At 73.5% G+C, this 14,148-nt stretch carries 2 pseudogenes; both read left to right on the top strand.

The annotated features are described in order from the left end of the window. Positions 1-27 precede the first annotated feature (27 nt). A pseudogene (locus JNUCC0626_RS14070) lies at positions 28-5,643 on the top strand (SDR family NAD(P)-dependent oxidoreductase); the annotation flags it as partial. Beyond that, a pseudogene (locus tag JNUCC0626_RS14065) lies at positions 5,616-13,937 on the top strand (type I polyketide synthase); the annotation flags it as partial. The pseudogenes JNUCC0626_RS14070 and JNUCC0626_RS14065, both read left to right, overlap by 28 nt. Positions 13,938-14,148 lie beyond the last annotated feature (211 nt).

The raw sequence follows: 14,148 nt of genomic DNA, 5'->3' as shown, positions 1-14,148 counted from the left end.
TGATCGCGGAGACCCAGCATGGCCACCACACCGGACAAGATCGTCGAAGCTCTGCGCGCGTCGCTCAAGGAGAGCGATCGGTTGCGGGAGCTCACGAAGCGCCTCGAGGCAGCGGCGGGGGAACCCATCGCGATCATCGGCATGAGCTGCCGCTACCCCGGTGGCGTCGGCTCGCCGGAGGAGCTGTGGGATCTCGTCGCCCGCGGCGGTGACGCCATCAGCGGTTTCCCGGCCAGGCGTGGCTGGGACCTCGACGGCCTGTACGACCCGGACGCCGACGAGCCGGGCAAGGTCTACACCCGCGAGGGCGGGTTCCTGCACGACGCCGACCAGTTCGACCCGGCGTTCTTCGGCATCAGCCCGCGGGACGCGCTCGCCATCGATCCGCAGCAGCGGCTGCTGCTGGAGGTGTCGTACGAGGCCTTCGAACGGGCCGGGCTGACGCTGGACGCGGTGCGCGGCAGCCGTACGGGTGTGTTCTCCGGCGTGATGTACAACGACTACGCAGGCCGGATGTACCGGGTGCCGGAGGGCTTCGAAGGCCTGCTCGGCAACGGCAGCGCGGGCAGCGTCGCGTCCGGCCGGGTCGCCTACACCTTCGGGCTGGAGGGACCCGCGGTCACGATCGACACCGCGTGCTCGTCGTCGCTGGTCGCCGTGCACCTGGCCGCGCAGGCGCTGCGCCAGGGCGACTGCACCCTCGCGCTCGCCGGCGGTGTGTCGGTGATGGCGACGCCGTCCGCGCTGGTCGAGTTCAGCCGGCAGCGCGCGCTGGCGCCGGACGGGCGCTGCAAGGCGTTCGCGGCCGCCGCCGACGGCACGAGCTGGGCCGAGGGCGTCGGTGTGCTGGTGCTGGAGCGGCTTTCCGACGCCGAGCGCCTCGGACATCCGATCCTGGCGGTGGTGCGCGGTACGGCGGTGAACCAGGACGGTGCTTCCAACGGCATGACCGCGCCGAACGGCCTGGCGCAGCAGCGCGTGATCCGTGCCGCGCTGGCGAACGCCGGGCTGGCAGCGTCCGACGTGGACGTCGTGGAGGCGCACGGCACGGGTACCTCGCTGGGAGACCCGATCGAGGCCGAGGCTCTGCTGGCGACCTACGGGCAGGACCGGGAACGGCCGTTGCTGCTCGGGTCGCTGAAGTCGAACATCGGGCACGCGCAAGCCGCGGCCGGTGTCGGCGGCGTGATCAAGATGGTCGAGGCGATGCGCCACGGCGTGCTGCCGAAGACCTTGCACGTCGACGCGCCCTCGCCGCACGTGGACTGGTCGGCCGGATCCGTCGAGCTGGTGACGGAGGCCGTGGAGTGGCCCTCGACCGGTTCCTCGCGCCGGGCCGGTGTGTCGTCGTTCGGTGTCAGCGGGACCAACGCGCACGTGATCCTGGAGGGGCGGCCTCGGCCCGAAGCCGTGGCCGGGGTGGTCTCGGACGTCCCGTGGGTGCTTTCCGCCCGCTCCGAACCGGCCCTGCGTGACCAGGCGCGCAACCTCCTGTCCCTGGTGGAGGGGGACGTCGCGGCCGTCGGCGCGGCGTTGGTCAGGTCCCGTCAGCTGTTCGAGCACAGGGCGGTGGTGGCCGGTGATCTGCGAGCAGGGCTGACCGCGTTGGCCGAGCACGGTGCGGGTGCCGGGGTGGCCCGCGGTGTGCGCCGGGCCGTGTTCGTGTTCCCCGGTCAGGGGTCGCAGTGGGCCGGGATGGGGCGTGAGCTGCTGGACGCGTCGCCGGTGTTCGCGGCGCGGATGGAGGAGTGCGCCACCGCTCTGTCGTCCTTTGTGGACTGGAAGTTGCCGGAGGTCCTCGACGACGCCGACGCGTTGTCGAGGGTCGATGTCGTGCAGCCCGCGTTGTGGGCGGTGATGGTGTCGCTCGCTGAGGTGTGGCGTTCGTACGGTGTCGAGCCTGCCGCGGTGGTGGGTCACTCGCAGGGTGAGATCGCTGCCGCTGTGGTCGCCGGGGGATTGTCCCTTGAGGACGGTGCGCGCGTGGTCGCGCTGCGGAGCAAGGCTCTGCTGGCCTTGTCCGGCAAGGGCGGGATGGTCTCGCTCACCGCGTCGCTCGAGCGCGCGGAAGAGGTGATCGCGCCCTGGGGCGGGCGACTGTCGATCGCCGCGGTCAACGGCGAGTCCTCGGTCGTGGTCTCCGGCGACGCCGACGCACTCGAAGAGCTGCTGGCGCAGGACCTTCCGGTCAAGCGGATCGCCGTCGACTACGCGTCGCACTCCCGGCACGTCGAAGCCGTCGAAGCCGAGCTGCTCGCCGTCCTCGGCCCGATCCGCCCGCGCACCGGTGACGTGCCGTTCTACTCGACCGTGACCGGTGAGGTGCTCGACACCGCCGCGCTGGACTCGGCCTACTGGTACCGGAACCTCCGTGAGACCGTCCGGTTCGACCAGGCCGTGGCACGACTTCTCGCCCACCGTCCGGTGTTCGTGGAGTGCAGTCCGCACCCTGTGCTCGTGACCGGTCTCGACGAGGCCGTCGGCACTCTCCGTCGCGGCGAAGGTGGCCGGGCGCGACTGCTGACGTCGCTCGGCGTGGCCTTCAGCCAGGGCGTGGCCGTCGACTGGTCCGCCGAGTTCGACGGCGTCGATCCCGTGGGGGTCGAGCTCCCGACCTATCCGTTCCAGCGTTCGGCTTTCTGGCTGGACGCGCCCGCGCTGGCCGGCGATTCCGCCGGTCTGGGCTCGGCTGGCCACCCGATGCTCGACCAGGTCGTCGCACTCGCCGAGGGCGACGGTCACCTGTTCACCGGGCGGCTCTCCCTGCGCTCGCACCCGTGGCTGGCCGATCACGTCGTGCGCGGCACCGTCGTCGTGCCCGGCACGGCGCTGCTCGAGCTCGCGGTGCGGGCGGCGCAGGAGACCGACGGCCGGGCCGTGGAAGACCTGGTCCTGGAGGCACCGCTGGTGCTGCCGGAGGACGGTGCGGTCGAGGTGCAGGTGTCGGTCGGCGCTCCTGACGGCAGCGGGCGGCGTGCGGTCGCGGTGCACAGCCGCGCCGGGGACGACAGCTGGACCCGGCACGCCGGCGGTGTGCTCGGTGGTGCGGAGCCGGCGGCCGCGGACCTGGTGATCTGGCCGCCTGCCGGCGCCGAACCCGTCGAGGTCGACGGGCTGCACGACCGGTTCGCCGAGCAGGGTTTCGCGTACGGGCCGGCGTTCCGCGGCCTGCGGGCGGCCTGGCGACTGGGCGAGGAGATCTACGCCGAGGTCGCGCTGCCTTCCGGCATCGCCGCCGAGGCGGCGCGGTTCGGGCTGCACCCGGCGTTGCTGGACGCGGCGTTGCAGGCTGCGGCGCTGCGGTCTGGGGCGCTGCAGTTCGGGGCGCACGGCGGTGGCGATCGTGCGCTGATGCCGTTCGCCTGGTCCGGCGTGGTTCTGCGAGCCGGTGGCACCGGGGCGGCGCGGGTGCGGATCAGGCCTGCGGGGGAGGACGCGGTGGCGCTGGACGTCGCCGACGCGTCCGGGGTCTCGGTGGCCACCGTGTCGTCGCTGGTGTTGCGGCCCTTGGTGGCGCAGCAACTCGTCGCCGACGCGGTGTTCCGTCCGGAATGGACGGAGGTGGTGGTGCCGGACGCGGCTTCCGGCGCCGACCTCGAACTGGTGCGCATCACCGGTGATCCGTCCGACATCGCGGGCAGTGTCAGGGCGGTGCTGGGCCGTGCGCTCGAACTCGTCCGCGACCACCTCGCCGGCGATGACGGTCGCCTCGTGTTCGTCACCTCGGGTGCGACGACAGGGGAAGACCTCGCCGCGGCGGCGGTGTGGGGCCTGATCCGCTCGGTCCGCATCGAGCACCCCGGCCGGTTCCTGCTCGCCGACACCGACACGGGCGAGACGGCTCCACTCGTCGCGGTCCTGGCCTCGGGAGAGGAACCGGAAGCCGCGTTGCGCGACGGCTCCGTTCTCGTGCCGCGGCTGGCACGGGTTCAGGTTTCCGACGAAGCGCCCGCGTTCGACGTTACCGGCACCGTCCTGATCACCGGTGGTACCGGCGCGCTCGGGTCGTTGCTGGCTCGGCACCTGGTCACCGCCTACGGCGCTCGCCGTCTGCTGCTGACGAGCCGCACCGGTGCCGGGCATCCCGACCTGGAACGGCTCGACGCCGACGTGCGGGTCGTCCGGTGCGATGTCGCCGACCGCGACCAGCTCGCGGAACTCCTCGCGGGCGAACAGATCAGCGCTGTCGTGCACGCGGCGGGCGCGCTCGCGGACGGTGTCGTGGAGTCGTTGACGGCCGACGACTTCGAGAAGGTCCTGCGGGCCAAGGTGGATGCCGCGCTCGCGCTCGACGAGCTCACCGACGCCGCGACGTTCGTGTTGTTCTCGTCGGCGACCGGCACGTTCGGCAGCGCCGGGCAGAGCGCTTACGCCGCCGCGAACGCCGTGCTCGACGCACTGGCCGCGCGGCGGCGTGGTGCCCAGTCGCTGGCGTGGGGGCTGTGGGCGCGCGGCGGCGGGATGACCGGCGCGATGACCGACGTCGACCTGCGGCGGATGACGCGCGCCGGGTTCCCGCCGTTGTCCGACGAGCAGGGGCTCGCGCTGTTCGACACCGCCCGGACGCTGGCCGACGCGGTCCTGGTGCCGGTCAAGCTGAACGTTCCCGCTCTGCGCGACCAGGCGGTGCCGCCGATGTTGCGCAGGCTCGTCCCGGCGCGCGCGGTCGCCGCGCAGGACAACGGCCTGCGGGCGCGGCTGGCCGGTCTCGACGACGCCGGCCGCCAACGTGCGCTCACCGAGATCGTGCGCACCCAGGTCGCGGTGGTGCTGGGCCACGCCGACGTGTCCGCGGTGGACACCTCGGTCGCCTTCCGGGAGCTGGGGTTCGACTCGCTGACCGCGGTCGACCTGCGCAACCGGCTGTCGGCGACGACCGGGCTGCGGCTGCCCGCCGCGCTCGTGTTCGACCACCCGACCCCGGCTGCGCTCGCCGCGTTCCTGCAGGCCGAGTTCGCCGGCGACGCGGCGGTCCGGCAGGTCGTGGAGGTGACGGCCTCGGACGAGCCGATCGCGATCGTCGGGATGAGCTGCCGGTTCCCCGGCGGGGTCGCCTCTCCCGAGGACCTCTGGCGGTTGCTGGCCGAGGGTGGTGACGCGATCACCGAGTTCCCCGCCGACCGCGGCTGGGACGTCGAGGCGCTGTACGACCCGCAGCCGCGGCCCGGGAAGACCTACGTGCGCGCCGGCGGCTTCCTCGACGGCGCCGCCGACTTCGACTCCGCCTTCTTCGGCATCTCGCCGCGCGAGGCGCTCGCCATGGACCCGCAGCACCGGCTGTTGCTGGAGTCGGCGTGGGAGGCGTTCGAACGGGCCGGGATCGACCCGGCCACCGTGCGCGGCAGCCGCACCGGCGTGTTCGCCGGCCTGATGTACCACGACTACGGCGCGCGGCTGTCCGGTGGACCCGACGACGTCGAGGGATTCCTCGGCGTCGGCAACTCCGGCAGCGTCGCCTCCGGGCGGATCGCCTACACGCTCGGGCTCGAAGGCCCGGCCGTCACGGTCGACACCGCCTGCTCCTCGTCGCTGGTCGCGCTGCACCTGGCGGTGCAGTCGCTGCGCTCCGGCGAGTGCACCTGGCGGTGCAGTCGCTGCGCTCCGGCGAGTGCACCATGGCGCTGGCGGGCGGCGCGACCGTGATGGCGACGCCCGGCACGTTCGTCGAGTTCTCCCAGCAGCGCGGGCTCGCGCGGGACGGCCGCTGCAAGGCGTTCTCCGCCGACGCCGACGGTGCCGGCTGGTCGGAGGGCGTCGGCATGCTGCTGGTGGAACGGCTTTCGGACGCCGAACGCCTCGGCCACCAGGTGCTCGCGGTGGTCCGAGGTACGGCGGTGAACCAGGACGGCGCGTCCAATGGCCTCACCGCGCCGAACGGACCGTCCCAGCAACGCGTCATCCGTGCCGCCCTGGCGAACGCCGGGCTGGCACCGTCCGATGTGGACGTCGTGGAGGCGCACGGCACCGGCACGTCGCTCGGTGACCCGATCGAGGCGGACGCGCTGCTGGCCACCTACGGGCAGGACCGGGCACGGCCCCTGCTGCTGGGCTCGGTGAAGTCCAACATCGGGCACGCCCAGGCCGCGGCCGGTGTCGCGGGCGTGGTGAAGATGGTGCTCGCGTTGGGCAACGGCGTGGTGCCGCGCACCCTGCACGCCGACACACCTTCTCCGCACGTCGACTGGTCGTCGGGTGCGATCGAGCTGCTGTCGTCGGCACAGCCGTGGCCGGAGACGGGGCGGGCGCGGCGTGCGGCGGTGTCGTCGTTCGGCATCAGCGGCACCAATGCCCACGTGATCCTCGAAGCCGGACCTGGTCCTGTGGAGGCCCCGGTAGGACGGACTGTGCCCGCGGTGGTGCCGTGGGTGCTGTCCGCGCGATCCGAGGAGGCGCTGCGGGCCCAGGCGGCCCGGGTGCCGTCCGGCGATCCGGTGGACATCGGGTTTTCACTGGTCAGCACTCGCGCGCTGTTCGAGCACCGCGCGGTGGTCCTGGGTGGGCACTCGGCGGCGGCGCGGGCTTTCGCTGAGGGTGGCGCCCCTGCGGACGTCGTCAGCGGGATCGCCCGGCCCGGCCGGCGGGTCGCGTTCGTGTTCCCCGGTCAGGGGTCGCAGTGGGCCGGCATGGGGCGTGAGCTGCTGGACGCGTCGCCGGTGTTCGCCGCGCGCCTTCGGGAGTGCGCCGAGGCTCTGTCGTCCTTTGTGGACTGGGATCTGTTCGACGTGCTCGACGATGCTGACGCGTTGGTGCGGGTGGATGTGGTGCAGCCCGTCTTGTGGGCGGTGATGGTGTCGCTCGCCGAGGTGTGGCGTTCGCATGGTGTTGAGCCTGCGGCTGTGGTGGGTCACTCGCAGGGTGAGATCGCTGCCGCTGTGGTGGCCGGGGGATTGTCCCTTGAGGACGGTGCTCGCGTGGTCGCACTGCGGAGCAAGGCGATTCTGCGGTTGTCGGGCTCGGGTGGGATGGTGTCGCTGGCGGTCTCTCCGGAACGCGCTGCCGAGTTGATCGCGCCCTGGGCCGGCGGGATCTCCGTGGCGGCGGTCAACGGCCCGTCGTCGGTCGTGGTCTCCGGTGAATCCGGTGCGTTGGACGAACTCGTGGCCGCCGCGCAGGACGCACGTGCGCGGCGGATCGCGGTCGACTACGCGTCGCACTCGGCTCAGGTGGAACTGCTGGCCGACGAGCTCGCGGTGTCGCTGGCCGATGTCTCCCCGCTGGCCGCGCGGATCCCGTTCGTGTCCGCGGTGACCGGTGAAGTGCTGGACACCACCGAGCTGGACGCGGGGTACTGGTACCGGAACCTGCGGGAGACCGTGCGTTTCGACCAGGCCGTCGCCTGGCTGCTCGCGGAGGGGCACACGGCGTTCGTCGAGTGCAGCGCGCACCCGGTGCTCGCCGCGGGCGTCGAGGGAACGGCCGACGCCGCGGAGCGCGAGGTCGTGGTGACCGGCACGCTGCGCCGTGACGACGGTGGTGCCGGCCGGCTCGCGCGGTCGCTGGCCGAGGCGTTCGTGGCGGGTGTGCCGGTCGACTGGGCGGTGGCGTTCCGGGGCACCGGTGCCGTGCGGGTCGCGCTGCCGACCTATCCGTTCCGGCATCGCCGGTTCTGGCCCAGCGAGCCCGAAGTGGTGCGGGGCGCGGCGGATCCGGTCGACGCGCGGTTCTGGACCGCGGTGGAGCGGGACGACCTGGCCTCGCTCGCGCACGACCTGGGGGTCGACGGTGAGCAGAGCGAAGCGCTCGGCGCGGTGTTGCCGGCGCTGTCCTCGTGGCGCAGGCGGCAGCAGGACAAGTCCACCGTGGACCAGTGGCGGTACCGGGTGACCTGGAGGGCGCTCGCACCGGCCGCGTCGAGGTTGAGCGGTCGGTGGCTGGTGGTGGTGCCGGAGAGCGGCGCCGGATGGGCCGACGCCCTCGAGAAGTCGTTGACCCGTCAGGGCGCGGAGGTCGTCCGTCTCACCGTCGACCCGTCCGCCGATCGCGCGGCGCTCGCCGCGCGGCTGGCCGGCCACCGCGTCGCGGGCGTGCTGTCGCTGCTCGCCGGTGCCCGCGGCCGGCACCCCGGCCACCCGGCCGTGCCGCTGGCCCACGCCGCGACGGTCACGCTCGTCCAGGCCCTCGGCGACGCCGAGATCGACGCCCCGCTCTGGGTGACCACCTTCGGCGCGCAGAGCACGAGCCCCGCGGACCCCGTCGACGACCCGGAGCAGTCGCTCGTCTGGGGCCTCGGCCCGGTCGTGGGACAGGAACACCCCGGCCGCTGGGGCGGCCTGATCGATCTCGCGACCACCCCGGATCCCGCCGCGGCCGACCGCGTGAGCGCCGTGCTGGCCGCACCCGGCGGGGAGGACCAGCTCGCGGTCCGCGGTGGCGGAGTGCTGGCACGGCGGCTGGCCCACGTGATCGACGGCGTCGACGGTGAGGTGAGCGGCACCTGGCGCCCGTCCGGGACCGTGCTGGTCACCGGCGGCACCGGTGCTCTCGGTGCGCACGTGGCACGGTGGCTCGCCCGTGGTGGCGCCGAGCACATCGTCCTCACCAGTCGGCGTGGCCTCGAAGCGCCCGGTGCGACGGACCTCGTCGCCGAGCTGGAGGAGCTGGGCAGCGCGGTCACCGTGTCCACTGTGGATCTCGCGGACCGGGCGGCGCTCGCGGCGCTGCTCGCCGACAGTCCCGGCGAGCTGACCGCGGTCGTGCACACCGCCGCGGCGCTCGACGACGCCCTCCTCGACGACCTGAGCCTCGACCAAGTCGAGCACGTGCTGCGGGTCAAGGCCGAGGCGGCCGTCAACCTGCACGAGCTGACGCGTGACCTCGACCTGAGCGCGTTCGTGCTGTTCTCGTCGTTCGGCGGCATGTTCGGCGCGGCCGGGCAGGGCAACTACGCGCCCGGCAACGCTTTCGTCGACGCGCTCGCGCGCCGGCGGCGGGAGGAAGGCCTGCCCGCGACGGCCGTCGTGTGGGGGCACTGGGCCGCGGGCGGGATGGCGACCGGTGCGGTCGAGGAACGGATGCTCTCCCGCGGCGTCCCGGCGATGGACCCGGACCTGGCGATCGCGGCGCTGCAGCGCGTGCTCGACCGCGGCGAGACCAGTGCTGTCGTGGTCGACATCGACTGGGCCCGCGTGGTCGCGGTGTCCGGCACGCCGAGCCCGTTGTTCCGCGAGATCCCGGAGGTGCGCAGGCTCGTCACCGAAGCGGTCGCCGAGCCGGTGCGGGATCTGCTGGGTGCGGTGCGGGCCCAGGTCGCGGCGGTGCTCGGGTACGACTCCGGTGGCGACGTCGACGCCGATCGCGCGTTCAAGGACCTCGGGTTCGACTCGGTCACGGCGATCGAGCTGCGCAACCGGCTGCAGGCGGCCACCGGGCTGCGGCTGCCCGCGACGCTGGTGTTCGACTACCCGAGCCCGGACAAGCTGGCGCGTCACCTCACCGCCGAGCTGGGCGGCGAGTCCGAGCAGGCGCGGACCGTCGCCGTCGCGAGCTCGGACGAGCCGATCGCGATCGTCGGGATGAGCTGCCGGTTCCCCGGTGGCGTGCGGTCGCCCGCGGACCTGTGGCGGATGCTGGAGGCCGGCGGCGAGGGGATCAGCAGGTTCCCCGCCGACCGCGGCTGGGACCTCGACGGGCTGTTCGACCCCGATCCGGACGCTCCCGGAAAGTCCTACGTCCGCGAAGGCGGGTTCCTCGACGGCGTCGGTGACTTCGACGCGGCGTTCTTCGGGATCTCGCCGCGTGAGGCGCTGGCGATGGACCCACAGCAGCGGTTGCTGCTGGAGACGTCCTGGGAGGCCTTCGAGGCCGCCGGGATCACGCCGGGCACGCTGCGGGGCAGCCGGACCGGTGTGTTCGTCGGTGCCAGCACGTCGTCGTACGGTTCGGGACTGGCGGAGCCGCCGGAGGGCACCGAGGGGCACCTGCTCACCGGCACCTCGATGAGTGTCGCGGCCGGGCGGCTGGCGTACGTGTACGGCACCGAAGGGCCGGCCGTCACGCTCGACACGGCGTGCTCGTCCTCGTTGGTGGCACTGCACATGGCCGGACAGTCGCTGCGCACCGGCGAGTCGTCGCTGGCGCTGGCCGGCGGTGTCACGGTGATGGCGTCGCCGGCGCCGTTCGTGTTGTTCAGCCGTCAGCGCGGGCTGGCGAAGGACGGACGCTCCAAGGCGTTCTCCGCGGCCGCGGACGGGATGGGCATGGCCGAGGGCATCGGCATGGTGGTGCTGGAACTGCTCTCCGACGCGCGGCGCAACGGGCATCCGGTGCTCGCGGTGATCCGCGGCTCGGCGGTCAACTCCGACGGCGCGTCGAACGGCCTCACCGCGCCGAACGGCCCGTCGCAGCAGCGGGTGATCCGCACCGCCCTGGCGAACGCCGGACTGGCACCGTCCGATGTGGACGCTGTCGAGGCGCACGGCACGGGCACGTCGCTCGGTGACCCGATCGAGGCGCAGGCGCTGCTGGCCACCTACGGGCAGGACCGGGACGTCCCGCTGTGGCTCGGATCGGTCAAGTCGAACATCGGGCACACGCAGGCCGCCTCCGGGGTCGCCGGTGTGATCAAGATGGTGCAGGCCCTGCGGCACGAGGTCCTGCCGCGCACGTTGCACGCCGACGAGCGCTCGACGCACATCGACTGGACGGCGGGTTCGGTGGAGCTGCTCACGTCGCAGCAGCCGTGGTCGCGCAACCACCACCCGCGCCGCGCCGGTGTCTCGTCCTTCGGCGTCAGCGGCACCAACGCCCACCTGATCCTGGAGGAGGCCCCGGAACCGGCACCCGAGGCCGAGCCCGCCGCGCCGCCCGCGGTGCCGTGGGTGCTCTCGGCGCGCACCGCCGAGGCGCTGCGGGACCAGGCCGCCAACCTGCTCGCACTGCGGGAGAACCCGGTCGACGTCGGGCTCTCGCTGGCGACGACGCGATCGGAGTTCGCGCACCGGGCCGTCGTCATCGGCCGGGACACCGCCGAACTGCGCGGCCGCCTGGAGGCGCTGGACGGGCCCGGCGTGGCGGAGGGCGTGGCGGGCACTCCGGGCAAGGTCGTGTTCGTCTTCCCCGGCCAGGGTTCCCAGTGGGCGGGCATGGCGGCCGATCTGCTCGACGCGTCGCCGGTGTTCGCCGGGCGGATGGCCGAGTGCGCGGCGGCCCTGCGGTCCTATGTGGACTTCGACGTGCTCGGTGTCGTGCGCGAGCGCGAGCCGATCGAACGGGTCGACGTCGTGCAGCCCGTGCTGTGGGCGATCCTCGTGTCGCTGGCCGCGGTCTGGGAGTCGTTCGGGATCAGGCCGGACGCGGTGCTCGGGCACAGCCAGGGCGAGATCGCCGCGGCGTGTGTCGCCGGGGCGTTGTCGCTCGACGACGGTGCGAGGGTCGTGGCCCTGCGCAGCCAGGCGATCCGGGAGCTCGCCGGGCAGGGCGGGATGGTGTCCGTCGCACTCGGTGCCGACGCGGTGCGGGCGCGGCTCGCGGACTACGTGGACCTGGCGGTCGCCGCGGTCAACGGACCGCAGTCCGTGGTCGTGTCCGGTGGTGCCGACGAGTTGACGCGGTTCTACGAGGCCTGCGCGGCCGACCGGGTGCGTGTCCGGCGGATTCCGGTGGACTACGCGTCGCACTCCGTGCACGTCACCCGCATCGAGGAGCGTGTGCGGGAGTTGCTGGCGCCGGTGTCGCCGGTCGCCGGTCGCGTGCCGCTGTACTCGACGGTGACCGGTGAGCCGATCGACACCACCACGCTCGACGCCGGGTACTGGTACCGGAACCTCCTGCAGACCGTGGAGTTCGAGCAGGCCACGAAGGCGTTGATCGAGGCGGGCCACGGCGTCTTCGTCGAGTGCAGCCCGCACCCGGTGCTGACGACGGCGATCAGCCAGACGGCCGACGAGGCGGAGCGTCAGGTCGTCACCGGCGGCACGCTCCGGCGCGATGCCGGTGGGTACGACCGGGTGCTGATGTCCGCGGCGGAGCTGTACGTGCTCGGCCTGCCGGTCGACTGGGCCGCGGTCTTCGCCGGCGCCGGTGCCCGGCGGGTCGGCCTGCCGCTGTACCCGTTCCGGCACCAGCGGTTCTGGATCGACTTCCAGCTGCCCGCGGCGGCGTCGCAGGACGCCGGGTTCTGGGCCGCCGTCGAGAACGGCGACCTGGCCGCGGCGCTCGACGCCGACCCCGAGGCCGTGGCCTCGGTGCTGCCGGCGCTGGCGCGGTGGCGTGCCGACCGCGCGGAGCAGTCCACTGTGGACACGATGCGGTACGGCGTCGAGTGGGAGGCCGTCGCCGAGCCGGTCGCGGGCGAACCGGGACGGTGGCTGGTCGTCACCGCGGACGGTGCCGACGCGGGGCTGGTCGCGGCGTTCAGGGGGCAGGGCTCGGAGGTCGTGACCGCCGGCGCCGGTGCGGACCGCGAGCAATGGGCGGAGCAGCTCCGCACCGACACGTCGTTCGACGGCGTGGTGTCGCTGCTCGCGTTCGACCGGACCGAACTGCGGCCGGGCGTCACGGCAGGCCTCGTGGCGAACCTCGTGCTGTCCCAGGCTTTGACCGACGCCGGGATCAGCGCACCGCTGTGGTGCGTGACCAGCGGTGCCGTCAGCGTCGGGGCCGACCTGCCGCCGGACCCGGTGCAGGCGCAGACCTGGGGTCTCGGCCGGGTGCTCGGCCTCGAACAGCCGCGGCGCTGGGGCGGGCTGGTCGACCTGCCGGTGGAGCCGGACGCGGAGGCGTTGCGGCGCTGCCACGCGGTGCTCACCGGGGAGTTCACCGAGGACCAGGTCGCCCTGCGCGGCAACGGGGTCTTCGGCAGGCGGCTCGTTCGTGCCGCGAGGCCGGACTCGACGCCGGCCCCTTGGCGGCCGCGTGGCACCGTGCTGGTCACCGGTGCGACCGGTGCGCTCGGCCCGGTGATCGCGCGGAAGCTCGCCGAGGACGGTGCCGAACACCTGGTGCTGACCAGTCGCCGGGGCGACCAGGCCTCGGGAATGGCCGCGCTGACCGCCGAACTCACCGAGGCCGGGGTCGGCGTGACCGTCGCCGCCTGCGACGTCGCCGACCGCGAAGCACTGCGGGCGCTCGTCGAGCAGGTCGAGGCGGACCGCGGGCCGATTCGGTCGGTGGTGCACGCCGCCGCGCTGATCAGGCTCACCGCGCTCGCCGAGTCCACCGCGGAGGAGTTCGCGGACGTCCTCGCGGCCAAGGTCGCGGGTGCCGCGCACCTCGACGAGCTGTTCGCCGACCGAGACCTCGACGCGTTCGTGCTCTTCTCCTCGATCGCCGGCGTGTGGGGTAGCGGCGACCACGGCGCGTACGCCGCCGGATCCGCCTACCTGGACGCACTCGCCGAGCGACGCCGGGCAGGCGGCCGCACGGCGACGTCCATCGCCTGGGGCGTCTGGGACGCGCTGCACGTGCTGGACGACGGTGTCGTGGTCGAGGACCTGATGGACCTCAACCCGGAGTGGCACGGGCTGTCACCGATGGCCCCCTCCGCCGGCATGCGCGGCATGCAGCGGGCGCTCGACCTCGACGACACCTTCGTGGCCGTCGCCGATGTCGACTGGGCGCGGTTCACCGCCGCGTTCACCTCCGGCCGCCCGAGCCCGCTGCTGAACGGGATCGAGGACGTCCAGCGCCTCATCGCCGCGGACGCGGAGGCGGACGCGGCGGCGCTCGGCACGCTCGAAGCGTTGCGGGAGCGGTTGACGGCCATGAGCACGGAGGAACGCAGGCGGACCGTGCTGGATCTCGTCCGCCGCACCGCCGCCACCGTGCTCGGCCACGAGTCACCGGCCGCGCTCGACCCGGCCCAGGCGTTCCAGGACCTCGGGTTCGACTCGCTCACCGCGGTCGACCTGCGCAACCGCCTGGCCACGGCGACCGGTCTGCGGCTGCCGGCCACCCTCGTCTTCGACCACCCGAACGCCCAGGCGCTGGCGGGCCACGTGCTCGCCGAGGTCGTGCCGGGCGACCGGGCACCGGGACTCGTGGAGCTCGACCGGCTGGAAGCGGCCCTCGCCGACGGCGTCGACGAGAGTGCCGTCCGCGCGGAACTCGCCCTGCGGCTGGAAACCCTGCTGCGCCGGCTCGGCCCGGCCCAGCTCCTGCCCGAGGACCGCGACCTCGGTTCGGCGACCGACGACGAACTGTTCGACGTCC

The organism is Lentzea sp. JNUCC 0626, assembly GCF_043632865.1.
Classification (GTDB): Bacteria; Actinomycetota; Actinomycetes; order Mycobacteriales; family Pseudonocardiaceae; genus Lentzea.
This window is presented reverse-complemented; position numbering and strand designations above follow the sequence as displayed.